At 64.4% G+C, this 15,255-nt stretch carries 14 protein-coding genes; 4 read left to right on the top strand and 10 right to left on the bottom strand.

All coding sequences use genetic code 11. From position 1 onward, the window contains the following. Nucleotides 1-285: 285 nt before the first annotated feature. From AB4118_RS21650 to AB4118_RS21605, 10 genes are all read right to left on the bottom strand, one after another. Complete coding sequence (locus AB4118_RS21650) at nucleotides 286-765, bottom strand: hypothetical protein (protein WP_441491683.1); 480 nt, start codon at nucleotides 763-765, stop codon at nucleotides 286-288. A gap of 174 nt (nucleotides 766-939) precedes the next feature. Continuing rightward, a complete protein-coding gene (locus tag AB4118_RS21645; RefSeq protein WP_441491682.1) occupies nucleotides 940-1,773 on the bottom strand; it encodes a GNAT family N-acetyltransferase in 834 nt (277 codons plus the stop codon). Nucleotides 1,774-1,883: 110 nt separating this feature from the next. Then, nucleotides 1,884-2,528, bottom strand: coding sequence for an amino acid ABC transporter permease (locus AB4118_RS21640; RefSeq protein WP_441491745.1), 645 nt, complete (start codon nucleotides 2,526-2,528; stop codon nucleotides 1,884-1,886). Continuing rightward, nucleotides 2,525-3,193, bottom strand: coding sequence for an amino acid ABC transporter permease (locus tag AB4118_RS21635; RefSeq protein WP_441491681.1), 669 nt, complete (start codon nucleotides 3,191-3,193; stop codon nucleotides 2,525-2,527). Before AB4118_RS21635 ends, AB4118_RS21640 begins: the two co-directional genes overlap by 4 nt. A gap of 3 nt (nucleotides 3,194-3,196) precedes the next feature. Then, the gene (locus AB4118_RS21630) at nucleotides 3,197-3,994 is read right to left on the bottom strand and encodes a transporter substrate-binding domain-containing protein (protein ID WP_441491680.1); all 798 of its coding nucleotides are present in this window, start codon (nucleotides 3,992-3,994) and stop codon (nucleotides 3,197-3,199) included. Nucleotides 3,995-4,018: 24 nt separating this feature from the next. Next, nucleotides 4,019-5,122, bottom strand: coding sequence for an ABC transporter ATP-binding protein (locus AB4118_RS21625; RefSeq protein WP_441491679.1), 1,104 nt, complete (start codon nucleotides 5,120-5,122; stop codon nucleotides 4,019-4,021). Nucleotides 5,123-5,132: 10 nt separating this feature from the next. Beyond that, nucleotides 5,133-5,966 carry an ABC transporter permease gene (locus AB4118_RS21620; RefSeq protein WP_441491678.1) on the bottom strand — a complete coding sequence of 278 codons (834 nt, stop codon included), beginning with the start codon at nucleotides 5,964-5,966 and terminating at the stop codon, nucleotides 5,133-5,135. Then, on the bottom strand, nucleotides 5,963-6,853 hold the full coding sequence (locus tag AB4118_RS21615) for an ABC transporter permease (RefSeq protein ID WP_441491677.1): 891 nt from the start codon (nucleotides 6,851-6,853) through the stop codon (nucleotides 5,963-5,965). The genes AB4118_RS21620 and AB4118_RS21615 overlap by 4 nt, the downstream gene beginning before the upstream one ends. 5 nt (nucleotides 6,854-6,858) lie before the next feature. After that, nucleotides 6,859-7,926, bottom strand: coding sequence for an ABC transporter substrate-binding protein (locus AB4118_RS21610; protein WP_441491676.1), 1,068 nt, complete (start codon nucleotides 7,924-7,926; stop codon nucleotides 6,859-6,861). Between the two features lie 170 nt (nucleotides 7,927-8,096). Further along, on the bottom strand, nucleotides 8,097-8,954 hold the full coding sequence (locus AB4118_RS21605) for a LysR substrate-binding domain-containing protein (RefSeq protein WP_441491675.1): 858 nt from the start codon (nucleotides 8,952-8,954) through the stop codon (nucleotides 8,097-8,099). A gap of 212 nt (nucleotides 8,955-9,166) precedes the next feature. On the opposite strand from AB4118_RS21605, the gene speB reads away from it, so the two are divergent. The 4 genes from speB to AB4118_RS21585 all read left to right on the top strand — a co-directional run bounded on the left by speB (nucleotide 9,167) and on the right by AB4118_RS21585 (nucleotide 15,210). Next, entirely contained in the window at nucleotides 9,167-10,207 is a 1,041-nt protein-coding gene (gene speB, locus AB4118_RS21600) for an agmatinase (RefSeq protein WP_441491674.1), read from the top strand. A 339-nt stretch (nucleotides 10,208-10,546) separates the two neighbouring features. Then, on the top strand, nucleotides 10,547-13,222 hold the full coding sequence (acnA, locus tag AB4118_RS21595) for an aconitate hydratase AcnA (protein WP_441491673.1): 2,676 nt from the start codon (nucleotides 10,547-10,549) through the stop codon (nucleotides 13,220-13,222). 44 nt (nucleotides 13,223-13,266) lie between these two features. Beyond that, nucleotides 13,267-14,235: a Bug family tripartite tricarboxylate transporter substrate binding protein gene (locus AB4118_RS21590; protein WP_441491672.1), complete on the top strand. Its 969-nt coding sequence runs from the start codon at nucleotides 13,267-13,269 to the stop codon at nucleotides 14,233-14,235. A 72-nt stretch (nucleotides 14,236-14,307) separates the two neighbouring features. Beyond that, nucleotides 14,308-15,210, top strand: a complete 903-nt coding sequence (locus tag AB4118_RS21585) for a GntR family transcriptional regulator (RefSeq protein WP_441491671.1) — start codon at nucleotides 14,308-14,310, stop codon at nucleotides 15,208-15,210. Nucleotides 15,211-15,255 lie beyond the last annotated feature (45 nt).

Below are 15,255 nucleotides of genomic sequence, written 5' to 3'. Positions count from 1 at the left end.
TCGAAAGCCTGCATGTCATCTTCCCTTTGTGAGCCCCCAGCTCCAACTCAGAAGACGATCCAAAAGGGGGCGAAAAGGGTTAATGAGAGGTAAATGACCATCGCAATCACGCGATCTTCTGCAATGATGCTGCCGTGGACCGGGCACCAATCCAGGGAAGCTGGCGGCGCCGGGGCGGCCTGGTTGCGATGAACTCAAGACTTCATGTTCTGATCGCGCAAAAGCGCGCTTCTACATGGAAACAGTTGGCAAAATGGCGGCGGCCTGGGCCGCCGCCAGATTGGGTCAGCTCTTGAGCTTGGCGTTGCACTGGCTCCAGTAGCCGCCGCCCTTCTCGATCCATTTCAGGGTGCCGTTGGCGTTGGCGGTTTTGTTGGCATTGTATTGATCCGCGCAGGTCTTCAGCCGAGCCTTGCCGGGCGACTCATCCGAGTATTTCTGCGCGACGGTCTTGGGGAACACTGCCGCCTTTGCCCGCGCAGGAGCGGCGGTCGGCTTGGCTCCGGGCGTTGTCGGCGCGGCAGCTGGAGCCGGAGCTACGGGAGCATCCTGGACAGCTGCGGCCGCATCGCTCTCTGCGGCATCGTCATCACCGCACTGAGCCTTGCGGAAATCGTTCCACTTCTGGCCCTTCAGAGTATTCGCCTTCTTGGCGTCCTGATATTTCGTACTGCATTCCTTCATCGTCAGTGCCTGGGACGGTGAGGAAAAGACGGTCGCGAGCACGAATGCCGACGCGGCTGCCAGGATCACTTGTCTAGCCATGGTCTGGTCTCCCAATGCCCGGCCACTGCCGGCGTGGAGATGGCACTCTATTTTCGCGGTTCAGGCAAGCGTCGAGGGTAAGATCCTGCGACCGCGCAGCCGCAGGCCCTTTGCCTGGCGCAAGGTCGAGACCGGTTTCGCCGATATCGCCGCCGCGCTCGCAGTGCGGTGCGCCTATCCGAGCTCCAGGGTGGTCACGCCGAACAGCTCGGGCGCCAGAGGAAACGGTGTGCCCAGATACATTCGCGTCGTCTCGAAACCAGGCCGAAGGCCGGCACCGACCAACGTGTCGATGAACCGCTGCCGCGCGGCTGGAACGTCGATATGGAGATCACCTTCGGCAGAAGAACCCAGATTCTGCACCAGCGCGGTGGCCGTCGCGTCGTCGACTGCTGTGAGCGCACCGATCTTCCAGCCCGAGCGGCACTTGCGCATCACGCCGTACCCGGTGACCGCGCCATCCGAGATTGCGACGCGCGCATGATGCGGGGGCATGAGCCAGTGCGTCAGGAAGGTTTCCCGCGTCTCCGGAAAGCTCCTGCGATCAAAGGCCATGATCTCGCGCAGGAGATCCGGGGTGACGCCGTCCACCGTCCGGCTATCAGCCAGGCCGCGCGCAAAAGTGCCTCCGAAACGAATGGTTCGGTAAGCGGGCGCAAAGCCCTTTCGTCGGTAATTCTCGAATTGCTCGTCGACCCCATCGAGCCCGATTATGCGCCCATCGAGCCGCGCCATGCCTGCGTTCCAGACGGCCTTGCCATGGCCTTGGCCGCGCATGTCCGCGCGGCAGATGTAGAGGCCGATGAACCCATAGGTCGTTCCATAGGCAACCGCCGAGATGCCGGCGACCATCTCGCCATCGACGAAGCCGCCGATGAAACCCTCAGGGTCGGTCGCACGGAACGCGGCCGCGTCATTGAGTCCGGGATTCCAGCCCTCCGCGGCAGCCCAGTCCATGAGTTGCTCGACTTCGAGCATCTCGAGCTTGCGAATGATGCGCTCGCTCATCTCGCTGGAAGCCTTTGCGGCGTAGGGATCCACATGGGTCAGATCTAACGCTTCGCGCTCGGCATTGCATAGACACCGCGCTCCGAGGGCGTCAGCCAGGCTGTCGTTGTTCAGGCCGGGGCGTGAGCCTTCAGATGGCGGGCGTAGCGGGTGAGCGGCAGACAGAGGACGAAATAGATCAATGCAACCAGGCCGTAGACGGTGAGAGGCTCAAAGGTCGCGTTGGAGATGGCGTTGGAGGTTCGCATCAACTCGTCGAAACCGATGATCGAGGTCAGCGCCGTGCTTTTGACGAGCTGCACGAGATAGCCGACCACGGGCGCCCGTGTGATCGCAAAGGCCTGAGGCAGGATCACCAGCCGCATCTGATGGGGATAGTGCAGGCCGAGGCTCTTGGCGGCATCCCATTGGCCCTTCGGCAGGGCCTCGACCCCGCCGCGCCAGATCTCCGCGAGATAGGCGCTGGCGCAAAGGGTCAGGGCGACGACGGCAGCGGACCAGGGTTCGATGCGGAAACCGATCAGCGGAAGCCCGAAGAAGACCAGGAACAGCTGCATCAGCAGGGGCGTGCCCTGGAAGAGCCCGATATAGAGATCGGCGACATGACGCAGCCAGTGACGGGATGAGACCCGCGCCAGCAGGATCGCCATCCCCACCACGCCACCGCCGATGAAAGCGACAATCGAGAGCAGGACCGTCCAGCGTGTCGCGAGCAGCAGGTTGCGCAGGATGTCCCAGAAGGTGAAGTCCATCAGGATGCCCCCCCGATCAGGAATTTCCGTCCGGAGAGGCCGAGGATGCGGCGCAACCCAATGCTCAACGCCAGATAGACCATGGTGACGACGAAATAGGTCTCGAAGGCGCGGAAGCTGCGCGCCTGCAGCATGTCCGCCTCATAGGTCAGTTCGCGCACCGAGATCTGCGACACCGCCGCGGATTCGAGCATCATGATGATGACCTGGCTCTGCAACGCCGGGAAAATCACCTTCAGCGCCTGCGGCAGGACAATCTTGACGAAGACCAGCGCGGGTCGCAGCCCAAGGGCGCAGCCCGCCTCCCTCTGACCGTTGGGCACGGCATCCAGCCCCGCGGCGACGATCTCGGTGCCATAGGCCGAGAGGTTGATCGTCATCGCGAGGATTGCTGCGACTGCAGGATCAAGCCGCAGGCCAAGGCTGGGCAGGCCGAAGAAGATGAAGAACAGCTGGACCAGAAACGGCGTGTTCCGGATCAGCTCGACATAGCTGCCGACCATGCCGCGCAGCCAGGGAGAGCGGCTGCGCACCGCCGCTGCCCCCAACACGCTGCAGACTGTACCGAGCACGGTCGTGACGGCGATCAACCCCACCGTCGCCATCGCGCCGCGCGCGATGGGTTCAGAGGCCTGGCTCAGCCAGTCGAAGTTGAGGCTGTAGGCCAAGCTTCAGAGATCCTTGGGATCAAGCGGCTTGCCGAGCCACTTGAGCGAGGCCTTGTTCAGCGTGCCGTCGGCAAGCAGCTTGGCGACAATCTCGTTGAGTGCCTGCTTGAGACGCGGCTCGTCCTTGTTCAGCGCGATATGGTCCGGCGACGTCATCAGCTGGAATTTCTGCTCTGGCTTCAACGTGGTCTGGCGCGAGAGCACCTGGGCGCCGACATCGTTGCCGACGACCATCAGCTGCGCCTGGCCCGAGATGAAGGCCTGGATGACGGAGTTGTAGCTGTCGAAGCGCTTGATGTCGGCGGAGGGCGGCGCTGCCTCGGTGAGCGAGGTGTCTTCCAGCGTGCCGCGGCTCACCGCGATCGACTTGCCGGCGAGGTCTGCCTTGCCTTCGACCTTTACGGCCTGCGGTCCGATGACGGCGATGTAGTAAGGGGCGTAGGCGGCGGTAAAATCGATGACCTTCTCGCGTTCGGCGCTGTGGCCGACGCTGAGCAGGATGTCGACGCGACGCTCGGTCAGATACGGGATGCGGTTCTGGCCGGTTACGTTGACCAGGTTGAGCTTCACCTTCAGCGCGTTGGCTATGGTCTCGGCGATGTCGATGTCATAGCCCTTGAGGCTCATATCGGCGCTGGCCGATGAGAAGGGCGGAAAATCCGCGAAGACACCGACCTTCAGGGTGCCTGCCTTCGTGATGTCGTCGAGAGCGTCGGCGCGAACCGGGGCCGCCGCAAGGCCGATGCCGGCCAGCAGGCTGAGTGCCAGCAGCGATGTCTTGATCGAGGAGGTCGTGGTCATATCGTTCATCCTTCCCTGAGAACGCTAAAGTGAGGCGGCAAGTCCGGTCGCGTTGCCGGACGGCATGGTGATGCAGGCATCGACGGGAAAGCCGATCGTCACGGCCTGACCTGGGCCGAGACCGTCGCCGACACGGTTGGCTTGCATCACGAGAATCTGCTCGCCGCTGGCCGTCTCGACCAGGATCTGGCGGGTAGAGCCGAGCAGGGCGACATTGAGGATCCGACCCTTCGCACTGTTGGCCATTCCAGCCGGATCAGCGTCGGCGGCGGTGGACAGGATGATGTTCTCGGGGCGGACACAGATGTCGATTGCGTCCGATGGGCAGTCCGGCACGGTGAGCGACAGGCCCGATCGGCTCAGGGCCCGGGCGAGGCCGGTTTCGCGCCGCGTCACCTGGGCTTCGATCCAGTTGGTGCGCCCCATGAAATCGGCGGCGAAGCGCGAGCCTGGGCGACCATAGACGTCTGACGGGGCGCCGACCTGGACGATACGGCCCGCCTGCATCAGGAAGACGCGTTCACCTAGGCTCATCGCCTCTTCCTGGTCATGGGTGACAACCATCGCCGTCGAATTGACGGCGGCCAGAACCTGCTTGAGTTCGGCGCGCAGATCCTGACGCAGTTTGGCGTCGAGCGCCGAAAGCGGTTCGTCGAGCAGGATGAGCCCTGGCCGCGTGGCAAGGGCGCGGGCGAGGGCGACGCGCTGCTGCTGGCCTCCGCTGAGCTGATGCGGCCGGCGGCTGCCGAAACCCTGCAACCTCACGAGCGCCAGCATCGCCTCGACACGATCGGGAATCTCGCGCCTGTCAGTGCCGCGGTGGCGCAGTCCGTAGGCAATGTTCTCCGCAACGGTCATGTGCGGGAACAGGGCATAGTGCTGGAACAGCAGCCCGACATTGCGCTCATAGGGCTTGAGCGCAGTGACGTCGCGCCCCCCGATGCTGACCGTGCCGTGGTCGGGCCGTTCGAAGCCGGCAATGACCCGCAGGATGCTGGTCTTGCCGCAGCCGCTCGGCCCGAGCAGGGCAACGGTTTCGCCGGCGGCGATCGAGAAGGAAACGTCATCGACGGCCGTAACGGCACCGAAGCGACGGCTGACTTTGTGAAATTCGACGGCGTTGCTCACGGTTTGACCCCTATGAACGAAACAGCCCCTGGCCCAACAGGCGGTCGAAACCGACGAAGCGCTCCAGAACGATGATGAGGACGGCGCTGATCGCCATCAGGAGAACGGCAGCGGCTGCGATCGTGAGATCGAAGGACGCGCGCATGTTGCTGACGAGGGCGACCGGCAAGGTGTAGGTCGACGGGTCCGTCAGGAACATGCTGACTGCAACGTCGTCCAACGACACGGCGAAGGCGAAGACTGCGCCTGTGATCATACCGCTCCGGATCAGGGGCAGGGTGATGTTCCAGAAGGCCTGGCGTTCCGTCGCGCCAAGGACCAGCGCCGCTTCTGTCAGGCGCCTGTCCCGGCCGGTCAGGCTGGCGAGCACGGTGCGCACGACATAGGGCAGGGTGATCACGATATGGCCGCAGAGCAATCTGGTGAAGCCGTCGACGATGCCGATGCGCGACAGAAACAGCAGCAAGGCGAAGCCGATCACCACCGCCGGCACGATGAGCGGCGAAAGGAACGCGGCCATCAGCAGCGAGCGACCGTGAAAATTACTGCGATCGAGCGCGACCGCGCCGGCCGTGCCGACCAGCACATCGACCGCTGTCGTGAGGACGGCGATCTTGAGGCTGGTCGCCAGGCCGGTGGTGACGTAGTCGAGCGAAACCAGCTTCTCGAACCAGCGCATGGACAGCGCCGGCGGCGGCAACGGGCCAAGAAAGCTGCGGGCGTCGAAGGCGAGCAGGCAGGTGACCAGAAGCGGCGTCACCAGGAAGGCGAGCACCAGAACCAGCATCGCGATCATCGCGCCACCGAGGAGCCGGTCGCCAAGGCGCCTTGTGGTACCGGTCATGTGCGCGAGCCCCTACGACGCTGCACCAGCGAAACCAGAGACAGCACGAACAGCGTGATGACGAGCATCACGATCGAGACCGCGGCGCCGCTGGGATAGTTCGCGACATCGCTGAAGCGCGTGTAGATCGTGTTCGAGAGAAACAATACGCGCCCCTTTCCGAGCACCATCGGAATGACGAAGGCGCTGATCGAAAAGGTCATGGCGATCAGGAATGCCGATACCAGCCCGGGCAGGGCCAGCGGAACGGTGATGCCGAGATGCGCCTTCCAGGCCGGAGCGCCCAGCGATTGCGCCGCATCGCAGAAGCGAGGATCGATATTCTGGATCGTTCCCAGAAGGGTCAGCGTGCACATCGGCACGACCGCATGGAGCAGGCCGGCCGCGACCAGGGTTTCAGTGTACCAGCGGCTTGTCGGCGAAATCCCGAGCGCGAGAAGCAGTGGGCGCGCAACCCCTACCGAGCCGAAGGCCAGTTCCAGCGCGTAGGTGCGCACCAGCATGCTGAGCAGGACCAGCATCACCAGAAGGCCGATGCAGGCAGCGCGCTGGCGCGGCGAAAACCGCCGCACGATGCAATAGGCCAGTGGAAACGCCGCCAGCAGTCCAACAAGCGATGCCGCTGCGCTCAGCTTGAAGGTTTCGTAGAGAACGCCGGCGAATGACGGCGTCGCGAGCTCGCGATAATTCTCCAACGTCAGAGGCGCATCGACGGCCGAGCCGACCCGGCCCGGCACATATTGCTTGAGGCTTTCCAGCACGAGCCCGACCAGGGGGAGTGCAAAGATGACGAACAGCAGCAGCAAGCCCGGTGCGAGCAAGAAGAGCGTCGTGCGGGGCGGCGCAGGGATCGCGAGCGGTGCGTGTTGGACTGGGATAGCGGTCATGGCACTCACAGCAGTGGCGCGATGTCGGACTCCCAACGCTTGGCCCAGGCATCCTTCTGGCCGAGCACGACCTTGTAGTCCGGCACATGCACGAAACTCTCGAACTCCTTCGGCGTGAAGGAGAGATGAGCCAGCTCCGGCGGGATGGCAGCCTTGCTATTCAGCGGCGCTTCGCCAGCCACCTTTGCGTAGAGCGTGCTCATTTCGGGGCTGATCGCAAAATTGATGAAATCGCAGGTCGCCTTGCGGTTCGGCCGGTTCTTCATGACGGCAAAGCCGCTCTGGTAGAGGAAGGTCGCCATGCCGGCCTGTTTGGTCAGGCGGGTGATCTTGAAGTTCTTGGCGACGGCAGCCCAGCTCGGTTCGGCGAAGAAGCCGACTGAGGTCTCGCCGGAGGTGAAAGAGTTGGTGAAATCGACGTCGGTCACGGCAATGCGGCCGATATTGCCGGACTTCGCCAGGTCCCTCATCAGCTTCCAGCCCGGCTCCATATTGGACTCGTTGCCGCCGCCCTGCAGGGCCAGGGCGACGATCTGCAGCATCATGCTCTGGGTCGGTCCGGGCCAGCAGATCGCGCCCTTGAGGCGCTTGTCGAAGAGATCGTCCACCTTGCTGATGGCGAAGGGGGCAGTGTCGGTTCGGTAGCCGAAATACATGCCGCCGATGGCGCGAGGTACCGCTTTCACATTGCCTTTGGCGTCCCTCATCATGATCTTTTCCGGGATATCGGCCAGATTGGGGACGTCGGCCGCCGTGATGGTCTCGACCCAATCCTCGGTGATCATGCTGTTGAAGGAGCCCTCCCAGCCGGCTATGTAGTCGTAGTCGACCCTGGGCCAACCCGCCTTGATCTTGGGGAGGATCGCTCCGGCTCCGCCCTGATGCAGGACCCAGTTGAACTGGGCGGCGGTTTGCCTGGCGGCGACCTGCTTCATCGCCTCGACGACGTCGCCGCCCCATTCGACAGCCGTGAGGCCGCTCGCAGTCTGGGCCCCGGCCACATGCGGCCAGGCGAGCCCTGCGGCGCCGCTCGCGCCTATCAGGGACAAAAGATGTCGGCGTGTCATCGTCATGGTGTCAGGTCCTTCGCGCCAGAGGGTCGAGGGGCCACAGGCTGTGCCGATCGTGCGGGACGATCAGGCTCCCGAGCCGTTCAGAGGCACGATTGCACTCGCAAGCAGGGCGCGGCGGTACGGCGAAAATGCTTGTCCGGCTATAAGCGGGCGTGAATGCCGGAACCGGTTCAGGGGCGGCGCAGGTCGCTCTGCTGTGCGATGAAGTCCGAGAGGTAGCGCGCTTCGCCTGGCGCGCCGGTCCGGGAATAGAGCCCGATGCTGACCTCGACCGGCTCAGGCAGCCCGGCGGCATGGTCGAGCACCCGGCAATCCTCCGGGATCGTTGCCGCGATCATCGGGCCGATGCCGATCCCGACGCGCACGGCGGTCGCCATGGCAACGAGCGTAGAGGCTTCGCAGACGATCTTCCACTGCAGGTCATGCCCCGACAGCGCGGCCAGCGCAGGTGTGCGCCACGGGCAGGATTCCTCGAACATGATGATCGGCAAGGGCGAACTCGTCGAGATCACCATGTCCGAGCGCACGACCCAGAGCAGCCGGTCCGACCAGACCAGGGTTGGCTTGCGGTTGAGCCGTGTCGTGTCACAGACTGCGATGTCGAGCTTCTCGTTCTCGAACATCGCGGCAAGGCGCTTGTTGGGCTCGACGATGATATCGATGTCGACCTTGGGGTTCTGGTCGCGAAAGGCTTTCAGGATTTCAATCAGACGCGTCGCGGCGAAATCCTCGACGACCCCGAGCCGGACCCGCCCTTCGATCATCTTGCCGTTGAGGCGTTTTCCGATCTCGCTGTTGAGCCTCAGGATTTCGCGGGCATAGGGCGTGAGCAGGACTCCATTATTGGTCAGCTCAAGCCCCTTCGACGAGCGCTCGAACAGGTCGCTGCCCAGCAGTTCTTCAAGCTTGCGAATCTGCATGCTGACCGCCGCCTGAGTGCGGTTCAGCGACAAGGCGGCACCATTGACCGTTCCGACTTCAGCGACGGTCAGGAAGGCGCGCAGCAGATAAGGGTCCAGTTCCAGCATCGCGCCCGCACCATATCATCGAAGCTGGTTCTACGCAGCCATACCGGCTGGCCTGCAGCCGCCTGACCCGAGCGTCGTCCGCCCGCCGCCGGGAGGAGGCAAAGGGGGCGCTATTCAGTTTCGCTTATAGGGCCGCGTGCCTTTTCGCCGTTCCGGCCGCCTCGTTCTTTTGCCAGCCTTCCGGGCTTCCGCATCATTCCCTGCAGGTTGCCATGCCCTTCGACAATGCCGCCCTCGACCGCTTGCGCCAGCGCTACGCTTCGGCCGGCGGTGGCGAGATGTACGATCCTCATTTCAAGGCCGTCGCGGACACTATTTTTCAGGGCGCGGACCGGCGCAAATGGCCGTTTGCCGATCCGGCAACTTTCCTCGACGCTCCCTTTCTGGCGGACGGGCTCTCGGCTGAAAAACTGGCCGGGCTCGACGTCGCATTGATTGGCGTGCCGATGGATCTGGGCGTGACCAACCGTGCCGGCGCCCGGCTTGGGCCCCGCGCTGTCCGCGCCGTCGAGCGCATCGGACCGTATGAGCATGTGCTGCGCGTTGCGCCGCTCGGCAGATTACGCGTCGCCGATGTCGGAGATATCGCGCTCAGCAGTCGATACAGTCTGGCTGATTGCCATGCAGACATCGAAGCCTGCTATCGCATGATCGGCGAAACCGCGACGATTCCGCTCTCGGTTGGCGGCGATCATTCGATCACCGGCTCGATCCTGAAGGGACTGGGCGCCAAGCGCCCGGTCGGCATGATCCATATCGACGCGCATTGCGACACCGCCGGGCCCTATGAAGGCTCGAAATTCCATCACGGTGGCCCGTTCCGGGAGGCGGTCCTGGCCGGCGTGCTCGATCCCACGCGGACGATCCAGATCGGTATTCGGGGCGGCGGCGAATATCTCTGGGAGTTCTCCTTCGATTCCGGAATGACCGTGATCCATGCCGAGGAGGTCGGGACCATGGGGCTGCAGGCGGTAATCGAGAAGGCCAAGGCCGTCGTCGGTTCCGGACCCGTCTATGTCTCCTTCGACGTCGACAGCCTGGACCCGGGCTTCGCCCCTGGTACTGGCACGCCCGAGGTGGGAGGGCTCCTGCCGCGCGAAGTGCTGGAGATCCTGCGTGGCGTCGCAGGCGTCGACATCATCGGCGGCGATGTCGTCGAAGTCGCTCCACAATACGATCCAACCACCAATACCGCGCAAGTGGCGGCGCAGGTTCTGTTCCAGTTGCTCTGCCTCGTGGCCTGCAAGAAGTGATCCTGCCCGAGCGGGATCCCAGCACAGATCAATTCTCCGGCTGTCGCCTTCCGCCTTTCAGCGATCCCGGACCCTTGGTTCAGCTTGCCTGATCTGTCCGGGACCGATGTCCGAGCGCCCCGTGAGGAAGCGATGGCTTCACAGGGCGCCTGATGCGTCCGGCACGGAAACGGTGGCGGCGATTGCCGCTGTAACCCTGCAGGCCGTCACCGCCAGCGACCCGGCGATAATCTATGGCTGTTGCGTCCGTAGCAGCGCCCGCAATGCCAGGGCGTTCAGGGAAGGTCGAGGCACCATCGGTGATATTGCATTTATAGTCGTCAATATTCATAATGAGGCATGATTCCAAACCCATCCTCGATTTCCAGGACAAGCCGCCTTGCCGGCCGTGACTATGTAGTTGCGGACTTGCAGGCGACGATGGGGACCGACCTCCTGCGCCTGCCGCATGTCCTGCGCATTCTCGCCGAGAACGTCGTTCGCCAGCCCATGGGAGCGGACGAGCGCAATGCCGCATTGCAGGGCGTTCGCGGCTGGCTCGCGGGCGGACGCTCGGATGGCGAGATCGCCTTTCAGCCAGGTCGTGTTCTCATGCATGACACGACATGCACGCCTGCGCTGGTCGATGTCGCCGCCATGCGCGACTCGATCGCCGAAGGCGGCGGTGATCCCAGGCGGCTCAGCCCGGTCCTGTCGGTCGACGTCTCGGTCGACCATTCGCTGGGCGTCGATCTTTCGGCGTCGCCGGACGCGATGCGCGTCAATCTCGAACGGGAATACAAGCGAAACGGCGAGCGCTATCGCTTTCTCAAATGGTCCACGCTGGCCCTTGACGGCGTCCGGGTGCATCCGCCCGGCACCGGCATCATGCACACGATCAATCTGGAGCAACTCGCGACGGTCGTGACGACCCAAACCGTCGACGGTCGACTCTGGGCCGTCCCGGACACACTGATCGGCACCGACAGCCACACTCCGATGATCAATGGCATCGGTGTCCTCGGCTGGGGCGTTGGCGGGCTCGAGGCCGAGAGCGTGATGTTCGGCATGCCGGTGATGATGCGCATCCCCGAGGTGATCGGCGTGCGCCTGATCAACCGCCTGCGTGAAGGCGTCAGTGCCACGGATCTTGCGCTGACCGTGACGCAACGGCTGCGTGCGCAGGGCGTCGCCGGCGCATTCGTCGAGTTCTTCGGGCCAGGAGCCGCGACGCTGTCGGGAGGTGAGCGCGCTGTCATCGCCAATATGGCGCCGGAATTCGGTGCCTCGACCGGATATTTTCCGATCGATGAAGCGACGCTGGCCTATCTCGCTCAGACGGGGCGCAAACCCGATCATATCGCGTTCGTCTCTGATTACGCTCGGTCTCAGGCGCTGTGGTTCGACCCGCAGGCGCAACCACGCTTTACTGAGATCGTTGAGATCGATCTGGCGGCGATCTCGATCAGCCTCGCCGGCCCCCGACGGCCGCAGGATCTGGTCGCGCCGGATGAGGTGGTTCCCGCGCTCGAGGCGATGCCGCAGGCGAAGACGCCCGCGCCCGCGGCCGGATTGCCACGCTTTCCCGTCGCGATTGCCGCGATCACAAGCTGCACCAATACGTCCGATCCGCGATTGCTGGTGGCCGCCGGCCTGGTGGCGCGCAAGGCACGCCAGCTCGGCCTCAAGCCCCCCGCCTGGGTCAAGACATCACTCGCCCCCGGCTCACCCGCGGCGGAGCGCTATCTTCGGCGTGCCGGCCTGCTCGAGGATCTCGAAGCGCTCGGCTTCGGGATCGTTGGTTACGGCTGCACAACCTGCATCGGGAATTCCGGCCCACTTCGTCCTGCAATGGATGAAGCCGCTCGCGCGGGCACAGTCCTTCCTGTTGCTGTCCTGTCCGGCAACCGCAACTTTCCCGGCCGCGTCCATGGCCAGATCGATGCCGGCTTCCTGGCCTCTCCGGCGCTGGTCGTCGCCTATGCGGTGGCGGGAGATGCCGATCGCAACATCACCAAGGGCACTCTCGCGACCACGGCCGCGGGAACCTCTGTCGACCTGGCAGCACTGTGGCCGAGCGGGGCCGAGATCGATTCCGCCTTTGCGCGAGCGCTTGATCCCGTCGATTTCGCACGGGCGTTTGCGCAGGCCTCTGCGAGCAGGAGCTGGAAGGAACTCGATGCTCCGGCGAGTGCGGGTTTCCCCTGGGATCCGTCATCGACCTATCTGCGCCCGCCACCCTTCGCCCGCGCAGATCAGCCAGGCCGGCTCGGCCATTACAGCGCCCACCCCCTGATCGTGCTCGGTGACGACATCACGACCGACCATATTTCGCCCGCAGGCCAGATCCCGTCTGAGAGCGAGGCCGCGCAATGGCTGATCGCACAGGGCGAAGATGCCCAGGACCTCAACGTCTATGCCTCGCGGCGCGGCAATTGGGAGGTCATGCTGCGCGGCCTCTTTACCAACCGCACGGTCGTCAACCGTCTCGCGCCACGCATCGCGCCCGGCTCGACCATCCATGTTCCGAGCGGCGAGACCCTGCCGCTCTGGCGAGTGGCCGAGCGCTATCGCCAGTCAGGCGAGGCGATGGTCGTCGTCGCGGGTGAGCGGTACGGCACCGGTTCATCGCGCGACTGGGCGGCCAAGGGTCTCGGCCTGCTCGGTGTCGCGGCCGTTCTGGCCGAGAGTTTCGAGCGCATCCACCGGTCCAACCTGATCGGGATGGGCATTTTGCCGCTGTCGCTCTCGGCCGGGGAGGGCGTGGAAGCGCTGGCGCTTGCGCCAGGCGACATGATCGAGATCGAAGCCATGCCGCGCGCCATCCTTCCGCGCTGCGAGGTTCCGGCAAGGCTCCATCGCAAGGCCGGGCATACCCAACCGCTCGTTCTGCGCGCCGCCGTCGAAACAGCACTTGAATGCGCGACGCTACGCGCGGGCGGCATCATCCCGTTGATCCTCGGGCGCCACGCGACGGCACCCGCCAAGCCCTTCACCGTCAGCGGCGAAGAGTTGCCCAGCCAAACGCGGGCGTAACCGGCGCAAACGCGCCCAATCCAACACGATCGGGGAGGATCAAGATGACCATCGGCAGAATTTTCGCAGCGGGCCTGCTTGCCGCGATGGCGATGACGCCAGAACTGGCAACGGCCCAGACGCCGCTGCAGGAACTCAAGATCATCGCACCCGCCGGGCCAGGCGGTGGTTGGGATGGCGCCGCCCGCTCGATCCAGCAGGTGCTGACCGAGACGAAGGCGGTCCGCGGCGTCCAGGTCACGAATGTCACCGGTGCCGGCGGCACGATCGGGCTTGCCCAGTTCATCAACGGCGCCAAGGGCGATCCGAACCAGCTCCTGGTCAACGGCATCACCATGGTCGGGGCGATCCTGACCAACAAGTCGCCGGTCACGCTGGACCAGGTGACGCCGCTTGCGCGTCTCACCGGCGATCCGCTGGTCATCGTCGTTCCCGAGACGTCTCCACACAAGTCGATGAAGGACTTCCTCGCCGCGATCACAGCTGACGTCGCTCGCGTGACCTGGGCCGGCGGATCCGCGGGAGGCGCCGACCATATTCTTGCTGCGCTCGTAACGAAGGTGGCCGGCGCTGATGCCGGCAAGGTCAACTATGTCGCATTCTCCGGTGGCGGGGAGGCACTCGCGGCCATGCTCGGGGGCCGTGTCACGGCTGGCGTTTCCGGCTATGGCGAATTCGAGGGCCAGATCAAGGCCGGCAAGCTGCGCGCGCTGGCCATTTCCTCGGGCAAGCGGCTGGACGGTATCGATGTGCCGACGCTGAAGGAACTCGGCTACGATGTCGAGGTGGTCAACTGGCGAGCGGTCATGGCTGCGCCGGGCATCAACGCCGAACAGAAGGCTCAGTTGACGAAGCTCTTCGATACGATGGTTGCGAGCGGCGAGTGGAAAGCGCTGCTGAAGGCGCGCGGCTGGGACGACTATTATCTTGCCGGGGAGCCCTTCGCAGCCTTCCTCAGGGAAGAGCAGGTTCGGGTCGGTGACATCCTGCGCACGATCGGTCTGGTGAAATAGGCACCTTGCCGGCGAGACGTGTCATCGCCTAGAGCCACTGTCGGGGGCGCTCGCGCCGGCAGGGCTGGGACGATGGCAGGCAGTGGGAGACGAGACCTGGCGATCCCGCTCGCAGCTCGGATTCTCGATCAGATCCGAGAGGGGCATCTGGGCGCCGGGACACATCTGCGCTCACAGGATATCGCGACGCGTTTCGGCGTGTCGCGCTTTCCCGTCGGTCAGGCCTTGCAACTGCTTGCCGACAAGGGCGTCCTGAGCCACGAGCACAATCGCGGCTATTTTGTCGCTCAGGGGACGCCTCCCTCCGGCGAAGCCCTTGGCCTCGCCGAGCCGGACGGCGTGACGAAGGCCTATTTCCGCATCGCCGATGACCATCTGCGCGGCCGGTTGTCCGAACACGTCACCGAGTCCGATCTCAGGGACAGCTACGGACTGACCCGTGCCGAACTCAATGCAGTCCTAACGCGGATCAGCCAGGAGGGCTGGGCCGAGCGCCGCGCCGGCTATGGCTGGAGCTTCACGCCGGTTCTCACCACCCCGGAGAGCCTCGAGCAGACCTACCGTCTGCGGCTGGCGCTGGAGCCTGCCGCCTTGCTCGAACCCGGCTATCATCTTGCGCCCGAGAGCATCGCTGCTTGCAGGGCTGCCGAGCGGAGGCTCCTCGAAGGGGCGATCGAGACAGACAGCGCGGACGCGCTCCACGAACGCGGTGTCCGCTTCCACGAGGCGATCGTCGCCGGCTCCGGAAATCCGTTCTTTCTGGAGACGATCCGACGGATCAACCGCATCCGCCGGCTGCTGTCCTATCGTTCGATGCTCGACCGCAAACGCTATCGGAGGCAATGCGAGGAGCATCTCGCCATTCTCGATAGCCTGGCCGCCGGCCGCCAGGAGGAGGCGGCCGAGAGGCTGCGGCAACATCTCGGCCACACGATCGAGAACCTATCCAGCATCCGGCCGCTCCTCGCCCCCTAGCAGGCTCCCAGGCGCAGAGGCGCAGCGTCCAGAAGGGGGCGCAAA

This window comes from Allobosea sp. 2RAB26, assembly GCF_052115465.1.
Lineage (GTDB): Bacteria > Pseudomonadota > Alphaproteobacteria > Rhizobiales > Beijerinckiaceae > Allobosea.
This window is presented reverse-complemented; position numbering and strand designations above follow the sequence as displayed.

Excerpts from the sequence above, each read along its gene's own strand:
- AB4118_RS21650 (WP_441491683.1), bottom strand. The coding sequence starts at position 765 with ATGGCTAGACAAGTGATCCTGGCAGCCGCGTCGGCATTCGTGCTCGCG.
- AB4118_RS21645 (WP_441491682.1), bottom strand. The coding sequence starts at position 1,773 with ATGAGCGAGCGCATCATTCGCAAGCTCGAGATGCTCGAAGTCGAGCAA.
- AB4118_RS21630 (WP_441491680.1), bottom strand. The coding sequence starts at position 3,994 with ATGACCACGACCTCCTCGATCAAGACATCGCTGCTGGCACTCAGCCTG.
- AB4118_RS21620 (WP_441491678.1), bottom strand. The coding sequence starts at position 5,966 with ATGACCGGTACCACAAGGCGCCTTGGCGACCGGCTCCTCGGTGGCGCG.
- AB4118_RS21615 (WP_441491677.1), bottom strand. The coding sequence starts at position 6,853 with ATGACCGCTATCCCAGTCCAACACGCACCGCTCGCGATCCCTGCGCCG.
- AB4118_RS21610 (WP_441491676.1), bottom strand. The coding sequence starts at position 7,926 with ATGACGATGACACGCCGACATCTTTTGTCCCTGATAGGCGCGAGCGGC.
- AB4118_RS21605 (WP_441491675.1), bottom strand. The coding sequence starts at position 8,954 with ATGCTGGAACTGGACCCTTATCTGCTGCGCGCCTTCCTGACCGTCGCT.
- speB (WP_441491674.1), top strand. The coding sequence starts at position 9,167 with ATGCCCTTCGACAATGCCGCCCTCGACCGCTTGCGCCAGCGCTACGCT.
- acnA (WP_441491673.1), top strand. The coding sequence starts at position 10,547 with ATGATTCCAAACCCATCCTCGATTTCCAGGACAAGCCGCCTTGCCGGC.
- AB4118_RS21590 (WP_441491672.1), top strand. The coding sequence starts at position 13,267 with ATGACCATCGGCAGAATTTTCGCAGCGGGCCTGCTTGCCGCGATGGCG.
- AB4118_RS21585 (WP_441491671.1), top strand. The coding sequence starts at position 14,308 with ATGGCAGGCAGTGGGAGACGAGACCTGGCGATCCCGCTCGCAGCTCGG.